At 37.3% G+C, this 21,773-nt stretch carries 7 protein-coding genes; all 7 read left to right on the forward strand.

The window, feature by feature from the left end; all coding sequences use genetic code 11:
• Positions 1-120: 120 nt before the first annotated feature.
• Positions 121-5,289 carry a T9SS type A sorting domain-containing protein gene (locus tag P2086_RS09110; protein ID WP_317900139.1) on the forward strand — a complete coding sequence of 1,723 codons (5,169 nt, stop codon included), beginning with the start codon at positions 121-123 and terminating at the stop codon, positions 5,287-5,289.
• Positions 5,290-5,840: 551 nt separating this feature from the next.
• Complete coding sequence (locus P2086_RS09115; RefSeq protein ID WP_317900140.1) at positions 5,841-13,349, forward strand: T9SS type A sorting domain-containing protein; 7,509 nt, start codon at positions 5,841-5,843, stop codon at positions 13,347-13,349.
• Between the two features lie 84 nt (positions 13,350-13,433).
• Entirely contained in the window at positions 13,434-14,804 is a 1,371-nt protein-coding gene (locus P2086_RS09120) for a DUF7033 domain-containing protein (protein WP_317900141.1), read from the forward strand.
• Positions 14,805-14,839: 35 nt separating this feature from the next.
• Positions 14,840-15,901, forward strand: coding sequence for a hypothetical protein (locus P2086_RS09125; protein WP_317900142.1), 1,062 nt, complete (start codon positions 14,840-14,842; stop codon positions 15,899-15,901).
• Between the two features lie 160 nt (positions 15,902-16,061).
• Positions 16,062-17,972, forward strand: coding sequence for a molecular chaperone DnaK (gene dnaK, locus P2086_RS09130; protein ID WP_317900143.1), 1,911 nt, complete (start codon positions 16,062-16,064; stop codon positions 17,970-17,972).
• 190 nt (positions 17,973-18,162) lie between these two features.
• Entirely contained in the window at positions 18,163-20,130 is a 1,968-nt protein-coding gene (locus P2086_RS09135) for a T9SS type A sorting domain-containing protein (RefSeq protein WP_317900144.1), read from the forward strand.
• Positions 20,131-20,160: 30 nt separating this feature from the next.
• The gene (locus tag P2086_RS09140; protein ID WP_317900145.1) at positions 20,161-21,708 is read left to right on the forward strand and encodes a beta galactosidase jelly roll domain-containing protein; all 1,548 of its coding nucleotides are present in this window, start codon (positions 20,161-20,163) and stop codon (positions 21,706-21,708) included.
• Positions 21,709-21,773: the final 65 nt, after the last annotated feature.

Genomic DNA, 21,773 nt, shown 5'->3' on the forward strand with positions numbered 1-21,773 from the left:
AATTTGAATTACTAATAACACAACTAAAGTGCTAAAAGTATAAACCCAAAAATTCTTAAAAACCTTAAAACAATTTCTATGAATTCTCTTAAAAAGACCTTTAGGTTAACGTGCCTCGTTATGGCATTATTTTTAATCACGGCCAGTAAGGCTCAACTCTCTGGAGCATATGCTGTACCAGGAACATTTACTTCGGTTGCCGCAGCAATAAACAGTCTTAATATTGCCGGAGTGAGTGGACCTGTTATTATCAATATATCTGCTGGATACACAGAAACTGTTGTTGTAGGAGGTTTTACGTTAAACTCGATTACAGGAGCTTCTTCAATAAACACACTTGTCTTTCAAAAAAGCGGTGTAGGTGCAAATCCTATTCTTTATGCGTATGCCGGCGGTACAGCTACACCAAGTTCTGCGGTGCAAGATGGGATTTGGAGTTGCGTTGGTGCAGATTATGTAACGATTGATGGTATTGATCTGAATGATCCAAATACATCAAATCCATCAACGATGGAGTATGGTTATGGTTTTTTTAGAGCAAGTGCAACAGATGGTTGTCAGAATAATACCATCAAAAATTGTGTAATAACTCTTAACCGGATAAATAATGTCGCAGGTTCAGGCCCTGCAACAGATGGTTCTCGAGGTATTGACGTAGTGGATGCAATTCCTTCATTACATACAACTGCTCTAACAATAACATCGGCGAGTGGAACAAACTCAAATAATAAGTTTTACACAAACACCATACAAAATTGCAACATAGGTATTGCCCTGATAGGTTTTGCTGCTGCAAGTCCATTCACTCTTGCCGATACAGGAAATGATATAGGAGGAAGTTCTGTGACAACGGGAAATACTATTATTAATTTTGGTGGTGGGGGCACTACAAGTCCGTCGGCAGGTGTACGTACTTTGGCTCAGTACAATATCAATGTAAGTTACAGTACGCTAAATAACAATACCGGTAGTGGCGTACTGAGTGCACAGGTGTTAAGAGGTATTTATCTGAATACTGCTACGAGCGCAAATGCTACCATCAACAATAATACTATTACTGTAAATGGTGGCGGTACTACTAGTCAGCTAACGGCTATAGAAAACGTATCTGGAGCCACTGCTGCAACTAACTCTATTGTTATTACCAACAATCTTATTACAAATTGCACATATAATACCGCAACCAGTGGTGTTTTTTATGGATTATATAGTACGGCATCTGCCGCGTATCTTAGTATTTCAAATAACACATTAAGTAACAATTCGACTAATGCCACTAGTGGCAGTTATTACCCTATATACAACACCGGGGCGGTAACAACCACGGTTAATATAAATAATAATACAATTGGTCTTGGAACATTTAACGCCGGTGCTACGTCTTTAGCGCTGAGAGGTGTATATAATACGGGAGGTACAACAACTTCCACTGTAAATGTGAATTCTAATATATTTCAGTCTGCTACTTATGTGGGCACGGGTTCTGGGGAAGCAAGTATGGTGTACAATTCAGCAACAAGAGGGCTTACTAATATGAATAATAATAATTTTAATAACGTTGGTCTTAAAACTACTGGTACAATTTACCTGATGTACAACAGTAATGCAACTCAAAACACGAATGTAAACAACAACTTAATCACCACTGGATTTTCCAACGGAGCAACTGGCAGTACAAGTAACATGTATTTGTATTATAACTTTGGCTCGCCAACTGCTGGAACCGCTTTGTTTGATGGTAACAATTACACGAATATTACCATGGTTGGTACGGGTGTTTTTTATGGATTATATCAAGCAACAAGTACTTCACAAATCGAAATTTTCCAGAATAATCTTATTTCTAATGTAACAGCAAGCACTTCTGTAATCAATGCACTTTACCATAACTATGGGGCTGCCACTAGTGCAATTACCAATAACACAGTTACAAACTTAAAAGGCGGTTCAGTAAATGCGATTATTATTGGAAATTCTAGTGCATCTAGTGGACTTACTGTAAACCTTAACACTGTTGGTTCATGTACCGCTTTAGCAACTACAGGACAGGCTGTAGGCATTTTTCATGTTGCAGGAGCGGCTAGTAATATTTTCAGAAATCGGGTATATGATTTAACAGGAGCAAGCACCACAAATGTGATTGGCGGGATTTATATAAATGCTGGAGGAACACTAAGTATTTATAATAACCTGGTAGGTGATTTGAAAGCACCTTTAACCGATGGGCTTTCTATCTCAGGGTTGTATATTGGAGCTGCTACCTCAGTAAATGCGCATTTCAACACTGTTAATCTTTCAGCGTTAAGTTCGGGTGCAAATTTTGGATCAATTGCATTATATGCTTCTACTACTTCTAGTGTGAGTTTACGTAATAATATACTGGTTAATAATTCAACTTCAACTGGAACTGGTAAAACTTATGCATACATGAGAAGTTCAACGACAGAATCCACTTATGCCACCAATTCGAATAACAACTTATTGTATGCAGGAATTCCATCTGTAAATAATTTAGTTTATTTTGATGGTACCAACGCTGTTCAAACATTAAGCGCATATAAAACCCTCATGGTAACAAGAGATGGTCTTTCTGTAACCGAAAACCCACCATTTTTAAGCACCGTGGGATCTAACGCCAACTTTTTAAATATAAATCCATCTGTTGCCACTGCTGTTGAGTCTGGGGCAACACCGGTTTCTGGCGTTACGGATGATTATGCAGGAACAACAAGAAATGTTACCACTCCCGACATTGGTGCGAGGGAAGGCGTTTACACCATTCAAAACTGTACGACTGCAAATGGCGGAACTTTGGGTATAGCGAGTACCACAGCGTGTGCTGGTCAAACTCTGGTTGCAACGTCAACGGGTGTAAGTACCGGCCCAACTACCAGCTATTTATGGAAAGTTGGAGCAACGCCAGGTGGTCCTTATGCTCCAGTAACAGGAGGAACAGGTTCTACTACAACTTCCTATACCAGTGCTCCGTTGCCAACCGGTGTTTATTATGTGGTGCTTGAGACCGTTTGCTCAGCCGCATCTATGACTGCGGTATCTAATGAGGGAACGCTTACTGTGAATGCCACACCAACAGTTTCGGCAACTTCTGCCACAACCCTTTTGTGTAGCGGACAAAATATTACTTTGAGTGGTTCTTCTAATATTGGAACTTCATATGTGTGGTCAGGACCAAATAATTACACCACTACTACGCAAAATCCATCTATTAACGGAGCGTTGGCAAACGCAAGTGGCAGCTACAGTTTATTTACTACAGTTAATGGTTGTACCTCTACACCAGGCGTTGTTTCTATTACTGTAAGTGCTGTGCCATCTGCCATTACTTTAAGTCCGGCTTCGACAACAATTTGTGCAGGTAATTCTCAAACGCTCAATGTTTTAGGCGCTTCCATCCCTTCTGTATTTAATTTTACACCGCAAACAAATCAGAATAGCACAACAGGTTATCCGGCTCCTTACTCTGCTTATTATGGCGGACAAAAAATGCAATTTCTTGTCTTGGCAAGTGAATTAACCGCGCAGGGATTAGCAGCAGGGCCACTCACGAGTATTCAATTTCCGGTTGTGAGTTTAGGGTCTAACTGGGGAACTTCTATTTATGATAATCAAAGTTTTCAGATGAGTATGAAAGCCACTACGCTTACTTCTGTGGGTGCTACTTTTGAAACGGGATTAACCATTGTTTCGACAGCCACAAATTTTACACCTACCGTAGGTTATAACAACACGCATACTTTCGGTACTCCATTTGCGTGGAATGGTACAAGTAATTTAATTATAGAAACAGTGTTTTCAAATAATTTTGCAGGAACCACAAGTGATGCAATTATTCAATACAACAGTGCGACCTCTTTCCAAAGTACCATGGTTTATAGAGCAGACAATCAAACTTTTTTAGCAATGGCCGCTGCAACAACAACAAATTATGCAACAAATCTTATTCGGCCAGACTTTAAATTGTATCAAAATATTCCGGTAACATTCACTTGGACACCATCTGGCGGATTATCTGCAACTTCTGGAAGTTCTGTAAATGCAACACCTGCCTCATCGACAATATATACAGTGGTCGCTAAAAATGGATTAAATGCTGCTTGTACTAGTAGTGCAAGTGTTTCTTTAAGTATTGCTCCAATGCCAACAGTAACAATTGTGGCTTCTGCAAGTGCAGCTTGTGTTGGCAGTACAGTTAATCTAACAGCAGGTGGCGCTGACACTTATCTTTGGGATAATAGCGCTACAACAACAGCCATTACTGTTAGCCCTGCGCTAACAACAGTGTATACAGTTACCGGTCAAACTCAATATTGTGGAAACGTAACTAAAACAATAAGTATTATTGCGAATCCTTTACCAATAATAACGGCAGTGTCGTCTGCTACAGCTATTTGTGCCGGTCAAACGGCAACACTTACCAGTTCAGGAGCATTGAATTATTCTTGGGTTTCTGGCCCGTTAACGAACACTTATGCAGTTAGTCCTGTGTCCGCAACTAATTATACAGTTATTGGTACAGATGCTTTGGGTTGTTCTGATCAGGCTACAGTTTCTGTTGCAATAAATACAGTAGTGCCAATATCTGTGAGTCCGGTTTCTGCAACAGTTTGTGCTTTTTCTCCGGTGAGCTTCACAGCGGCAGGCGCCAGCACTTATTCGTGGAGTTCCGGAGCTAATACTGCAACTACTGCCATCACGCCATTAACAAGTGGTTCTTATACGGTAACTGGTTTTGACGTAAACGGATGCTCGTCAAGTCAAACTATTTCTTTAACAGCAACTGCCTTGCCTACGGTTATAATTTCTCCGACCTCCCCAACTATTTGTTCTAATGAATCAATTATACTTACAGGTTCGGGAGCAATTAATTATTCATGGATGCCCGGTACTTCAACAAGTAGTACACTCATGGTTAATGCTTCTACAACATCTTCTTCCTATACAGTTGAAGGTGTAGATGCCAATAATTGTAAAAACACTATGTCTGTTACTGTAACGGTTGAGCTGTGCACTGGACTTAGTGAGAAAATTGTTTTGGCAGGAAAAGTAAGCTTATATCCTAATCCAACTACTGGCTTAATTACTGCGGACTTCGGTTTCGAAGGTTTAAAAGAAATTATCATTCTTAATTCGATTGGTGCAATGGTCGTGAAATCTAACACTGATGAATTAACAACAAATTTCGATCTTTCAAATTATGCGAAAGGAGTTTATTTTGTTCATGTTAAAACAAATGGAACTTCAGTGAATTATAAAATTGTAATCGAGTAAGTTGTATAGTTACAATAATTAAGGCTACCTCCATTTGAGGTAGCCTTTTTTTGCGTTGAAGAAATCATAACTCAAGAATGTGAATACCAAAATAGTGTTGGTCAATACAAAAAAAACTATTGCTTTTATTTTTTTGAAAAAGTTTGGTTTCTATGTTAAATAATCAGATTTAGCAAACGTTAATTTGAATAATTTTTCAATGGTAGGTAATGAACCCAATCTCTTACTCAAGTGTAATTTTTATCCAGAAGCTTAATTTTTTTTCTAAGCCTATTCTAACATAGCTCTAAGGTTATTCTAACATAGCTCTGAGTTTAATAATTTACTTTTGCTTCAAGTGATGTTGTATTTAGACTACAGTGAACTGAAATAGGTGAAGCTGATAACAATAATCCACCCTTACAAAAAACAATAAATTCTTTCTGACAATTTTTATGTGTTCTTCGGTAAAAAAAAGGATATCAATTGAGTATGAATATTAAAATAAGAAAAATTAAAACTAATTACTTTCAAACTACTATAAACACACACGCACACACACACACACAATTATGAAAAAACACGCACAAAACAAAAGGGTAATAAGTATACTGTTTTTGTTAATTTATTTATTGACTTCTCAGCAACTCATCTCACAAAATGTTGTTGTATCAGGAGCGCTAGTAGGAAATGGATCGTATCCTGATCTTAATTCTGCATTTGTAGCCATAAATGGTGGTGTGCAAACTGCCGCTAACATAAACGTGAGTATAATAGCTAATACAACCGAGACTGCATCTGCTATTCTTAATGCCGGAGCATGGAACACATTATCCATTTCACCTTCGGGGGGAGCAACTAGAAATATTACAGGTTCTTTGGCATTACCCCTAATTGATTTGAATGATGCGGATAAAGTAATTATTAATGGTTTAAACACGGGTGGTAACGCCCTGGTAATTTCTAATACGAATGCTGGAAACGCGTTAACGACAACAATTCGTTTAATGAATGGGGCTACTAACAATACCATAACAAATTGTTCGGTTTTAGGTTCATCAACGCTTGCCACTTTAGGAACTATTTCATTTTCAACATCGTCCTCTGTTGGTAATAGTAATAACATCATTTCAAATTGTGATATAGGACCTGCTGGAGCTAATTTACCAACTAATGCAATTTTCTCATTGGGTAGTGCTACTTTTGATAATTCAAACAACACAATTCAAAATTGTAGAATTTATGATTTCTTCAGTGCATCAATTGCTACAAGGGGGATTTTAATTTCAACAAATAATACTAATTGGATAATTACTGGAAACCGTATTTTTCAAACAGGTTTAAGAACCTATACAACAGCTAACACACATGGAGGGATACAAATTACCTCAGGGAGCGCATACGTAATCACGAATAATATAATTGGGTATTCTTCTGCCACCGCTTCTGGAACTTATTCTATGACGGGGACGATTGCAAGTTTATTCATTGGAATTAATTTTGCAGTTGGTACGACTACTGCAACCTCTGTGCAGGGCAATACTATAACGGCCATCTATTTAACCACATCAGGTAGTACCTCTACAGGTAGTGGTGTACTCTGTGGAATAAATGTAACCGGAGGGAATGTTAACATAGGGAATACTTCTTCCAATTTAATTGGAGGAACCTCTGGTGTTGATTTAATCTTTTCAAATCAAACTACAACAGGTGGATTGGTGGTAGGAATAAACTCTTCGAGTACAGGAACTGTAAATATATCGGGAAATTATATAGGCGGCTTAACATCTACTGGAACAACTGCAGCCGTTACAGGTGGGGTAACAGGTATTAACATTTCTGGCGTTGCAACAGGTTTATCCATTAATACGAACACCATCGGAAACCCAACACCAGACAACATGAGATGCGGAACTACAGCCTTAACAACTGGCGCATCCGCGGGATCGGGAATTAACATTGTTTCAACATTAACTGCTACAAATATTGCGGTTACCAATAACCTTATTCGAAATATCTCATCATGGGGTGCAAGCACTGGTTGTTATGTAAGAGGTATTTGGGGTTCTTTAACCAGTAGCGCGGGAATTTTTTCGGTCTTAAATAATACGATCACCAACTTAACCTCCAACAACTTGAATGTTACTGTTGGTACTGGTCAAATTGGAACCTGCGGTATTATTATGGCAACAGGTACATCATGTACAGTTTCAGGAAACTATATCTCTAACATTGCCAATACAGGAACTGCAACTACAAATGTTATTGTTGCAGCACTTGCTATTGCAAATGGTTTTAGCACGGTTGTTAGTTATAACAGAATATGGAATATCACAAACATAAGTCCTGGTACTACTCTCACAGGGCCACCTGTAGCTTGTGGAGCATTTATTCGTTCGGGGACTAATGGACTTACGTTTCATAATAATTTTATTTCCTTAGGTAACGGTCAGAGTTCAAACACAAGCTTTATTGGTATTTGGGGACAGCATGGTTCTACACCTGATCCTACAGTTCAAGTTTATTATAACACAATAAATATTGAAGGAACTGTAACGTCAGGTGCATTACCAAGTTTTGGAGTTGTACGTACCGATTTTTCTACAGCTGCCAAAACGGCGCCATATGATGTGCGAAATAATATTATTACAAATACACGTAGTGGAGGAACTGGAGGGCACTATGCCATTGCTAATAATTATGGGGGTACAGCAAGCGCGACCGGCTGGCCAGCGAATACTTCAAATTATAACGTGCTAAATGCAAATCCTGCTACTGTCGGTTACTGGACTACTGATCAAACTTTTTCTGCTTGGAAAACAGCTTCAGCTGGTGATGCTTTTAGTTATTCAGGAATTACAGTAAATTATGTGAACTCCGCGAGTGATTTACATTTAAATATGGGGATTACACCTACCTCAATAGAATCACACGCTCAACCAATTGTAGGAATAACAAATGATATAGATAACCAAACACGCCCGGGACCAGTTGGTTCTGTTAACGGTGGCGGATATGCTCCAGACATAGGCGCTGATGAAATTGATGGAAAGTTATTAGACATGGAGGCTCCAGTAATTACCTATACAGCTCTTGTTGGTACCTGCACCACAGGAGACAGAACTATTTCAGTTAACATAACAGATGCTAGCGGTGTAGCTACAACAGGGTCACTTGCTCCAAGGATATATTATAAGAAAAATTCAGGGAGCTACATTTCTAATTTAGGTATTTTGGCTACAGGAACAGGTATTTTAGGAACCTGGAGTTTCACGCTCAGCTCTTCTGCGCTTGGAGGCGTTTCTTTAGGTGATAATATTTCATATTTCTTTATCGCGCAGGATCTCTCGCCAGCATTGAACGTAGGTTTTACCCCTTCAGTTGGCTTGGTAGCGGCAAATGTTAACGCGGTCACCACCCCACCAACTACCCCTAGCTTTTACTTAGTGTCAGCACTTAATGGCACTTACACAGTTGGTTCGTCAAGTACTTATACTTCATTAACTGCTGCGGCTTTTTCTTATAACAACTCTTGTCTTGCAGGACCTGTAACATACATGCTCACCGATCCTCTATACTCTACTGCTGAAACATTTCCAATAATTTTTTCAAATAATACATATGCAAACTCTACCAATTCCTTATTGATAAGACCTTCAACCGGAGTAAGTCCAGTTATAACTGGCGCGAACTCGTCAATTATTGCCCTGTTAGGTGCTGACTACATAAAAATAGATGGCAGTAATAATGGAAGTAGCAGCAAAAATTTAACTGTTGAAAATACTACAACCACTTTGAGTACAGTTTTTTTTATTGGCAATAGTAGTTTAACAGATGCCGCTTCTAATATTACGTTAAACAACTGTATAATTACAGGTAGTATAGGGGCTACAACAACTGGTGGCGTTATTATCGGAAGTGGAATTTCTTTAGGTGCAGCTTCCGATATCCCTAATAACAATATGACCGTTGTTGGAAATATATTTAAGAAAACGCAAAATGCAGTTTTTGCAATTGGAAATGCTACTTCTCCTGATATGAATTGGAATATTTCTTCTAATTTATGCGGCTCTTCAATAACTGCCGACAAACTTGGATTTAGGGGTATTGCAGTGCAGAACGCCCAATTGTTTACTGTAAATTCAAACACTATTGCTGGGATTGCGGGTTCAGTAACTGCTCAAGCAATGGCCGGACTTTTAATTGGTGCAGCGGCAAGCAATGGCACTGTGTCTCATAATATTATAAGAAGTGTAAATAATTATAACAATACCACCACAACAGGTGCAAGTGGAATTGCCCTGTCTTCTTCTATTTTAAACAATAACTTGAATGTGTACAATAATATGATTTCTGATATTACTGGTTATGGAAATACCACTCTATTAATAACTAGCAATGGTAATGGTATAGTTGTGACAGCCGGAGGTGGATATAAAATTTATCATAATTCCGTTTGGTTAAATACAGAACAAGGAAATGCAGCGCTTACGTCAGTGCCAGCTGCAATTTTGATCACCACGGGTGTTACAGCAATCGGGGCTATTGATCTGCGAAATAATATTTTTGTAAATACACAAACAACAACTACAAATCGTTACTCAATTTACAGTGCCCAAACGAGCAATGCTATTTTTTCTAATATCGATAATAATATTTATTCAACAACAGGACCAAATATCGGATTTATAACCTCTGCAAGAGCAAACTTGGCGGCAATCCAAACAGGTTTTGGAAGCAATCTTAACTCTTCAACTGTTACCCCAATATTTACATCGACTACCGACTTGCACGTGTTGCCGACCAGTAACAACGCGATTGATGATTTGGGAACGCCATTGGGTATAACCTTTGATATTGATAATCAAAGCAGGAGCAATACTCTCCCTGATATTGGTGCTGATGAGTTTACAGGTACTGGTTGTGTTGGTGTAACAGCGCAATCACTATCGACAACATCTTACACATTATGCAGCAATACCCAATCTGTTTCTCTTATGGGCGCAGGAGGAAGTTCGGGAAGCGGAATTGTTCAGGCATGGAAAGTTTCTTCTACTGCTGGTGGCCCATATACAAATGTAAGTTCAGGTACCGGATTTTCAACACCTAATTTTAATACTGGTACATTAACTGCTGGCGGTGGAACAAATTATTATGTGCTTACAACTACTTGTACTACAGCTTCTCTGAGCACCGTATCAAATGAAGCAACTGTAACTATTAATGCAACACCAAATACAAGTATAACTTCTACGCATACGTTGGCATGCCAAAATAATTCGGTAATTTTAACGGCAAATGGAACAGCATCTTACTTATGGAGTACAAGTGCCACAACTTCTACCATACAAGCTGTTCCCACTGCAAGTGCGGTTTATTCGTTTACAGGAACTGCCGCAAATGGATGTACTAATGTTGCTTCTTTTACATTACTTTATTCAACCAATCCTGTAGTTATTGCATCGTCACCGTCAACATTAATATGTTTAGGAAATCAAGCTACATTAACAGCGTCCGGCGCTAATAGTTATACTTGGACGGATGGCGTGACTAGTCTTAACGGAGCTACTGTTACTCCATCACCAACTATTCTAACAACTTATAGTGTTATTGGAACAAACACAAGCGGTTGTGTTAGTGCAAGTGTAAACAGAACTATTAATGTTAATAGTGTAACGTTATCAGTTGCTGGAAATACGACTATATGTCCTGGACAAACTTCAAGTCTTACGGCTTCAGGTGGATTAACATATACATGGAGTACAGGGGATAATACAGCTAATGTAATAACTAGTCCAGTTTCAAACACAGTTTTAACTCTTTCGGGTACAAATAGTTTGGGTTGTTCTGCAGCTATTACGCAGTCTATTAACGTGGGTAATATTAGCATTTCCATTTCCGGACCAACAGCAGTTTGTTCAGGTCAGGCTGTTACTTTTACTGCAACAGGTGGTTTAACTTATACTTGGAATACGAGTGTAAATACAACAACTCTTTCAGATTCACCGACAGTTGCTACCACCTATAGTGTAATTGGTGCCTCTGGTTCTTGCTCTAATACTGCATCTAAAACTATACTGGTAAATGCAAAACCTACAATTGCAATCACAGGAACTAATTCAACATGCAGTGGTGTAACAATAACCTTAACAGCTACAGGTGGAAATACATATCTTTGGAGCACTTCTTCTACCGCTACCAACATAACAATAGCACCCACTGTAAATACAAATTATACTGTTACTGGAACGAATACTTTAGGATGCTCATCGAGTGCCTCAATTGCCGTTACGTCTAATTCTCTGCCAGTTATAGCTATAGCCCAATCTTCAACAGGAGTGTGTTATTCAACAAGTGTAACTTTCACAGGTTCAGGCGCAAATACTTACACCTGGGTAGGTGGACCTATAAATTCAATTTATTCAATTACACCAACACTCACAACTACCTATACTTTAAATGGCACGAGTAGTTCAGGATGCGCGGCTTCTAAAACAGTTGCAGTTACGGTTTATTCACTTCCTGTAATTGCTGTTACGCCGTCTTCAGCAACGGTTTGTTTATTGTCTACTACTGGTTTCACAGCGAGTGGCGCTGCAACATATATTTGGAGTGGAAATTCAACAAACGCCATTGTTTCATATACTCCTTCTGCTAATGCTTCATATACTGTTATTGGAACAAGTAGCCAAGGTTGCGTTGCAAGCGGCACGGTTAGTATTGTTACAAATACTTTACCTGTTATTACTATTTCACCTGCTTCAGCTACTGTTTGCGCTCTCAGTCCTGCAAGCTTTACGGCATCAGGTGCATCTACGTATATGTGGAATAATTCCGTTTCAGGATCAGTATTCCTATCGAGTTCTATAAATGGAATTACAAATACCGTGGTTGGCCAATCAAGTCAGGGTTGTTCTTCCAGCATGACTGTTGGAGTGGTTAATCTGCCATTACCAACAATAGCCATTACACCATCTTTTGTAACTTTATGTAGTTTATCAAGTGGCATATTTACTGTTTCGGGCGCAACAAGTTATACATGGGAGAATGCATCTAATGCTACAACGGTTGCCATTACACCTACTGTTGCACTTTCTTATTCAGTGTCGGGTACTGGTGCAAACGGATGTATAAATGATGCCTCGGCAATTGTTCTTACAAATCCTTTACCAACTCTTGCAGTTGTGCCAGCGTCTGCTACCGTTTGTCCGAACGTTAGCGCAAACTTTAGTGCATCTGGAGCTCTTTCATATACATGGAGTAATGGAATCATAACTTCTAGTGCGATAATTACACCTTCTGCTACTTCTGTATATACTGTTACTGGTACTGACGCAAATGGTTGTAATGGAACTCAAACTATATCTCTAGTTACCAAAGCTGCACCAGTTATATTAATAAGTCCTTCTTCAACATCGCTTTGTTTGGGTGGAGCTATGAACTTTACCGCAAGCGGAGCAAATACATATACGTGGAACGACGGAAGTAATTTATCTTTGATCTATGTTTCACCTACTGTAACTACTTTATATACAGTGAGTGGTAAAAACAGCTTAGGTTGTTCGTCAAGTTCAACTGTAAATTTGCATATATGGCAATTACCAACCGTTAGTATTTCATTAAGCTCTTCCACAATTTGTGCTAAAGAAAGCGTAACCTTAACAGCTTCTGGAGCAAATACCTATACATGGTTGCCGTCTAATTTCAGTAGTCCAACACTTACAAACAATCCAAGTAATACACTTGTTTATATTGCTCACGGTACAGATGTTAACGGTTGCGCAAACTCAAGTTCTGTTACTGTTTTTGTAGACAAGTGTACTGGGCTTAAAGCAAACTCGCTTGTAGAAAACAAGATTCGTATTTATCCAAATCCATCAACAGGCCTATTTACAACTGATTTTGGTTATGAAGGATTAAAAGAAATTAGAATCCTGAATTCAATTGGTGCCATGGTTATGAAATCTATAACCGAAGAATTATCTGCAAGTATTGATCTTTCTGATTATACTAAAGGAGTTTATTTTGTGAATATCAAAACAAATGGAACTACAGCAAATTATAAAATTGTGATTCAATAGATTGTTCTTTTTAATAGAAAGGCCGTCCACTTCGGATGGCCTTTTTTGTTTTCTAATTCTTCCTAAAAAAATTATCTTTATGCAATGCTCAGTAACCCTTATTTAAAAACCTTATTAGATTTGAATGTCGAAGAGGCGGACAGTCTTTTTATTATCTACGCTGAGCAACCTACAAAAAGATTTAGCTATACATGCGGTTTTATTTTTAATCATTTTTTAAAATCAAATTATAAAATAACTTCTGATGTTTTAGAATTTAAAACATCAAAACATTTTAAGATAAATTATTCTCATCAAAAAATAGAAGGTGCATTTCAATTAATCCCGCAGGGTTTACTAAATGAAATAGCCATTACTCCAATAAAGCCAATCCCTTCTTTTAAAAATGAAATGATTTATTTTTATGAAAACAATATCGAAAACGTTTTTTCTTACGATGTTTTTTCTGCGGTGTTTTATTTTATTTCACGTTACGAAGAATGGCAGGATTTTAAACCGGATGTACATGGACGTTTTGAAGCCGATGCTTCATTGCTTTTTCAAAATAAATTTCATTTAAAACCTGTAGTGGATAGTTGGATAACCGAGCTAACGGAAAGTTTGAAAGATTTTTATCCCACACTTAATTTACCCGCAAAGACATTTAAAATAATTAGTACCATAGATGTAGATAATTTATATGCTTATCGTGCGAAAGGATTAATTAGGACAATTGGCGCAGGTATAAAGGATATGTTAAAATTGGATTTCAAAAATTTGAAAGAAAGAATTTTAGTTATATCCGGAAGAAAAAAAGATCCTTTTGATATCTATGAGGATGTTTCTAATTTTTGTTTTGAAAGTAAAATACCGCTTATTTATTTTTTTCTTTTCAGAACAGGCACCAAATATGACAGAACGGTGAACCCAGAAACATCTTGTTACCAATCTGTTTTTCAAAGTTTGAAAAAGAATTACGCTTTAATTGGTTTACATCCATCGTATCATTCATCGGTGAATAAAGATTTATTGATTTCTGAAAAAAACAAACTCACCGAGAAAGTTGAAGAAAAGATAACACTTTCACGCCAACATTATTTACGATTTAATATTCGCACAACACCTAAACAATTGATCGAAAATGGTTTTGATACTGATTTTACTATGGGTTTTGCATCAAGTCCCGGTTTTCGCGCGGGTACTTCTCACCCTTTTTATTATTATGATTTTGAAGTTGAACAAAGTAACTCTAAGCTTTTATTTGTGCCATTTTGTATGATGGACGGTGTTTACACAGTATACAAAAACACTTCTGCGGAAGCAGCATACACAGAAATGCTAACAATAGCGAAAGAAATTAAAAAAGTAAAGGGGTTGTTTATTTCCGTGTTTCACGAACGCACGTTTTTTGACCACTTATACAAGGGATATGGTACTTTATATAAAAATCTGCACCTTAAACTAAAAGAACTTTAATACTTCATAAATAGCATTATCTTTGACGAGCAATTATGAGACTACTAAAAATTAGCTTTCTTATCGGTTTTTTAGCGTTGACGTTTTACGGATGTAAAAACGACCTTAAATTGAACGCACCTTATAAAGAATATCCAAGTATTTACGCTGTGTTAAATCCCAATGAAGAAGTTCAGATGATACGAGTTAATAAAGTATTTTTAAGTGAAACCGATGCGAATGACGTTGCAAAGATTGCGGACTCAGTAAATTATCAACCAAATGAAATTACGGTTTCGTTAAATCACTCAACTAAGCCCGAAGTTCCTATAGTTTTTGGTGAGTCGATGGTAACTACGCAAGATGGAGCATTTAGCACAAGTCAGCGGGTTTACGTAAGCCCAAAAGATTTTAAGCTCGAAATATCTGGCACATATACACTTACAGTAAAAAATAACAACACAGGAAATATTTTCACTGCTACAACTACCGCAATTGGGCAAATTTCTCAATCACAGACTTCAAGTTTATTTAGTCCGCCATTCTACCCATACGCAGACACTATACCTCCAGCTTATTATATTGATTATTCAAAGACAAATCAAAAATACAACATCCGTTTTACTCCAAATGAAGGAACCATTTATAAAGTTACCGTACGGTTCCATTTTTATGATTCGCTTTATAATACCTCTCGTGTGAATCGATTTGTTGATTTTCCATCACTTAATATGAAAAAAATGGCAAATCAAGACATTCAATTTCCTTTTACGGGCGCTGATGTATACTCAGGGTTAGGTTTGGCTTTATCTAAACTGAAATTAGACAAGGATATTGAAGGGAGAAAGATGTATAAAATAGAGTATATCATTAATAGTACAACTCAAGAATATCAAGATTATTTACAATATTCTTTACCCTCTTTGAGCATAAATCAGAATAAACCTCTTTATTCTAATTTTAAGGACGGAAATGCGCTCGGTATTTTCACATTTCGTACCACTTTTACTTTGTCGAAAAATCCATCAACAGTATATGTCAATAGTTTTTCAAGCAATTCAAATACTTGTAATTACAAATTTTACGATTCGCAGCTTAATCTAATAGGTTGCAATTAACCTGACATTTAATTAGTTAAATTGCGATTTCGAGTCAAATTAACCCTGTTTTCCAGTGCAAAAATGACAGTCTGTCATAATTTTATTTAATAGTCCTTTTGGCATATTTATTGAGTATTGCTTTGTAGAAATTAATAAGTAATATAAAATACAAAATAAAATGGGAAAAATAATAGGAATAGATTTGGGAACCACAAATAGCTGCGTTTCAGTTATGGAAGGTAACGAACCTGTGGTTATTGCCAACAACGAAGGAAAACGCACCACACCTTCGGTAGTTGCTTTTGTTGAAGGTGGAGAACGTAAAGTAGGTGATCCGGCAAAACGTCAAGCAATCACAAATCCTAAAAAAACGGTTTATTCAATTAAGCGTTTTATGGGACATACGTATGATGAAGTGAGCGGTGAAGTAAGTCGCGTACCTTATTCAGTAGTTAAAGGAGATAATAATACCCCGCGTGTTCAGATTGATGACCGCAAATATACACCTCAAGAGGTTTCTGCAATCATTTTGCAAAAAATGAAAAAGACAGCTGAAGATTATTTAGGTATGGAAGTTACAGAAGCTGTTATTACAGTTCCTGCGTACTTTAACGATGCTCAACGTCAGGCTACAAAAGAAGCTGGTGAAATTGCTGGATTAAAAGTAAAACGTATTATTAACGAACCAACAGCTGCTGCCCTTGCTTATGGTATGGACAAAAAGAATCACGACATGAAAATTGTTGTATTTGACTGTGGTGGTGGTACACATGACGTTTCTGTTTTAGAATTAGGTGATGGCGTGTTTGAAGTAAAATCAACAGATGGTGATACTCACTTAGGTGGTGATGATTTTGATCAGGTAATCATTGATTGGTTAGCAGATGAATTTCAAAAAGAAGAAGGTTTAGATCTTCGTAAAGATGCTATGGCATTGCAACGTTTGAAAGAAGGTGCTGAAAAAGCAAAAGTGGAGTTATCAAGTTCAACAAGTACTGAGATTAATTTACCTTATATCATGCCGGTTAACGGTATGCCAAAACACTTAGTTAAAACTTTAACGCGTGCAAAATTTGAGCAATTAGCTGATAGTTTAATTCAACGTACCATTGCTCCTTGTAAATCTGCTCTTAAAAATGCAGGATTAGAAGCAAAAGATATCAATGAAGTAATTTTAGTGGGGGGTTCTACTCGTATCCCTGCTATTCAAGCTGCGGTTGAGAAGTTTTTTGGAAAAGCTCCTAACAAAAGTGTTAATCCTGATGAGGTAGTTGCTTTAGGTGCAGCTATTCAAGGTGGTGTATTAACTGGTGAAGTAAAAGATGTATTATTATTAGATGTTACTCCATTGTCTCTTGGTATTGAAACTATGGGTGGTGTGTTCACTAAATTAATTGAGTCGAATACAACTATTCCAACAAAAAAATCGCAAGATTTTAGTACTGCTGCCGATAACCAACCTTCTGTACAGATTGTTGTTTACCAAGGTGAGCGTCCAATGGCAAAAGATAACCGTAAGTTAGGTGAATTTAATTTAGATGGTATTCCACCAGCACAACGCGGTGTTCCGCAAATTGAAGTAACCTTAGATATTGATGCTAACGGGATTTTAAACGTAAGTGCAAAAGATAAAGCAACCGGTAAGTCTCACAACATTCGTATTGAAGCGAAGAGTGGATTGAGTCAGGAAGAAATCGATCGCATGAAACGTGAAGCAGAAGTAAATGCAGACGCAGATAAAAAAGCAAAAGAAGAAGTTGAAAAATTAAACGAGGCAGATACAAGCATCTTTCAATCAGAAAAACAATTGAAAGAATACGGAGATAAAATCCCTGCTGAGAAAAAAACAACTATTGAAGCTGCTTTAGCTGAATTAAAAACTGCTCATGGTGCTAAAGATGTTGCGAAAATAACTACTTCTCTAGAAGCGTTAAACGCAGCATGGTCTGCGGCTAGCGAAGATATGTACAAAGCACAACAAGCAAATCCTGAAGCAGGAGCGAATCCTGATCAAAATGCAGGTGGTGCTAAAGCAGAAGGTGGTAACACCGAAAATGTAACCGATGTTGACTTTGAAGAAGTGAAGTAATTCAATAATAGTATAAATTAAAAATCCCCTTTAACGAAAGTTGAAGGGGATTTTTTATGAAGCGGAATAATTAAACACTACCACTTGTAAACTTAAAACGTCATTTTGTCCTCGACTTATTTTATTCCTACCTGATCGGCTTATTATTGTACCAAAGTAAATTCAATAATTCACTTTAATAATAAAAATCATGAAAAGAATATTTAGTTATTTGTTAGCTGTTGCCTTCTCTTTTAACAGCCAAAAAGCGGTTGCTCAAGTCGTAATAGATCTTAGTACAGGTATTGATAACGCAGGTCAGCCAAAAGTACCAGGATCTTACGACAATAAGTGGTACGTGAGCCCGCCAATACTACCTCAAACTATTTTTATTCCATGGGCACTCTCCCTTCCTCCGATCCCTTCAACATTTCAAAATGTGTTTGTTACTTCAGGTATCCTTGAATATAACCTTTGTCATGCAAGTCCAATTACATGCCCTATAAACTCAGGGTCAAGGTTTATATCTCCTAACATAAACCCTTCGACTGGAAATGCTATTGGAACCATTTCTGGAGATTTTTTGTACAAGATGACATTTAACTATACTCCTTGCCAGGCTAGTTCCGATCACTGCACGACAGCTAACCAGATCATTAAGTCTGCCATTTTTAACTTTAGATTAGTAAGATCTTCGGTTATTTGGGGTTTAATAATTAATGGTCATTTTCATGGTGACATGGGGGTGTTTAGTGCTCCTTATAACTACGGTGTATCTTCCAGATATAATACTTCTTTTTCCATACCAACTAGTGAGATCAACCAAGGATTAAACACTATTTATATTTGGGCTATGACAGCTGACTGTACTGGTAATGTTGACGCACGATCTGGGACGTCGGGCATAGAAATCGAAGGTAATTTAACCCTATTCTACTATGGACTTACGGACAATAATGGTAATGAGAAAAACGAATTTTGTATTGAAGAAGATGTTTTTTTTGAAGGCTCAAATGTTTCGGGCAGCAATTTTATATTTGATTTATATTATGATGATGGTACTGTGAATAATCATTTGGCACAAAAAATCTCGAACAAAAAGCCATATTGGCTTAATATAACTGAGGAGTTTAGCAGCTTAATACCAGCTAATTTTTTCGCATTAAACACTACTGGTACATACAAAATAAAGCTAACAACTGAAGATCCATGCGACCCAACAAAAACAATTCAAACAACTAAGGAGTTTAAATATAAATGTTGCAGTAATAGTGCAGACGCTTCTTTTAAGCTATACCTTGATGTAGATTCGAAGTTACATATGAATAGTAACGCTAGAGGCACTCACGACTGGAAAGTTTACAGTACGCCCAATGCAAATACAGGCCCTTATACCCTTACTAATGAAATAAATGATGTTTCTTCGTTTATTATGGATGTTCCGCCCGAAAGTGAAATGTGTTATTATGTAACACACAAAGTAATAAATGACTGTGGGGAATCTTGTGTGAGTCAAAGTAGCTGCAAACTATCCTGCGAAACCGGTGATTGTATCTTAGGAGTACCTTATGCTTTAAATTATAATTCATATAGTAACGAATTAACTTGGTCGCCAGTTACGGGTGCTATTAAATACATTGTAGAAGTAACTGAAAATGGTTGCTGTGGCTCACCAGAAGAGCCTTTATCCACATCTCAGTTTCATAGTTTTATTGTTCAAAATAATGAAATTCCTTATGTGATTAATCTTTCTAATCTTGGAGGTAATGGTGATTTACATCCTATTGCGTCTTGTTATCTAATAAAAGTATATGCCGTGTGTGCCGACGGAACAAGATCACGCCCGAGTACAATTTGTGTTGGAGGAGAGGCTGGTAATAGAATGCAGCAACCTGTGGGGCTCAGTTTGATTGATGCGGAAGGCCCCGGTGTTACATTGTATCCTAATCCTACTCAGGGAAAAGTATCGATTGATGTAAGTGTTATGGAAGATGTAGAGTTTGGCGTAACTGTTTTCGACAGAATGGGGCGTATGGTGAAAACGTTTAACAACATAAAAACAAACGAAAGGAGATCAAGTTTAAACTGGAGTACAGAAAATCTGAATAAGGGAATATATCTGGTTAGAATTGTCACGGCGGATAATAAAATCACTAACAAAAAACTAATAGTAGAATAAAACAGTTTAAAAAATCTAAAATTAGAAATCATGAAAAAAAGATTAATCTATGTTGTATTAGCTGCTTTAGTATTTTTGAGTACAAAGTTTTTAGCCCAAACTTACGTTATTGATTTAAGAACAGGGATTGATGATGGTACCCAGACTCAAATACCTATGGGATCTTTTGATGACACCTGGGAGGTTTCACCAGCCAATAGTCCCGGCGCACACCCAGCAACTTGTATTTACCAAAAGGTAAAGATAGGAAACGGAACCTATTTAAATGGTGGTAGTGTAACGGCGTATCCCGGTTTATGTCATAATAGTGGTTGGCTCTCACCTTATTTAGATCCAGGAGGGGGTGGTTTTGATGTTTCGCAAACCCCACAGGGTGTTTATTATTATTGTACGACTTTTAACCTTTTTTCATGCGACGTACAACAAACAGTTTTAAAAATTACTTGTTCGCAGGCGCGATACGGTTTAGTTAGTATTTGGATTAATAACACAGTTGTTCATAGTCTTAGCGTACCGTATCCGAATACATTCGGAAATTTAAATTTGATTATAAATACTGGTGGCTTGCTGACACAAGGTCAGAATACTATTTACATTAGGGTTTGGGATAACAATTATGATTCTCAAACTTCAGGCTTGCAGATCGAAGGTGATCTTACTATTAATACATGTGCCCACGCAGACATTTATTTAAACGATAAGGACGGCAACAAAAAAGATGTGTTTTGTATCGATGAGGATGTGTTTGTGAATGCTTGGGGTTCTATTCCGGGTAATTATAAATTAGAATTACAAAAAGAGACTGGTGGAATTTACAGTCAGGAAGCCATTACAAACGATATAATTGGCACTCCAAATGGTGTAAGTATAAAAAAAATATTTGAAAATCAATTGTTTTATGTCTTTCAACCAGGGGTTAACTATAGAGTAAACGTAATAGTAAACGGACAATGCGGTACTTTTAATGTTTTTAAAGATTTTTCTTTTACTTGTTGTAATAATAGTCCTAATGCTTCTTTTTCTTTAAATCAAACGGGCTCTTCATTAATTGGCCAAAGCTTAACAAGTGGTACTCATGCTTGGAGTATTTATAAAACAGACCCTCTTACACAGGTTGTAAGTTCTGATGGGTTTACTATTTTTGGCGATCAAAATAATTTCAGTTATGATCTTGAGGGACCTTGTTACTATGTCTCGCATACGGTAACAAATGACTGTGGTACTTCATGCGTAGGACAGCGTTTTTGTAATTTTAATTGTGAAGATAAAGTGTGCAATTTAGAGGCTCCTGTCGCAGATTATGATGAAGCAACGAAGGTTGTAACATGGACAGGTGTGACCGGTGCATTTGGGTATGTCGTGCAAATTATTAAAGATGGATGTACTCCAGGAGGAACTTTGTCGATATCAGATGTAACTAATATTGATGTTCAAAATGGCACATCGCACACTTTTAATTTATTTGGACCATATGAAGGTTCGGGTAGTCCCCCACAGAACTATTTGGTTAAGGTTTTTGCAAAATGTCCGGATGGATCATTATCAGGAGCTTCCAATTCGTTTTGTGTTTACCCTTAAGTATTTTTAAATAATTAAGTAGCTTTTAAAAATCCTCTTTAACGGAAGTTGAAGGGGATTTTTTT

It is taken from the genome of Aurantibacillus circumpalustris (genome assembly GCF_029625215.1).
Classification (GTDB): domain Bacteria; phylum Bacteroidota; class Bacteroidia; order B-17B0; family Aurantibacillaceae; genus Aurantibacillus; species Aurantibacillus circumpalustris.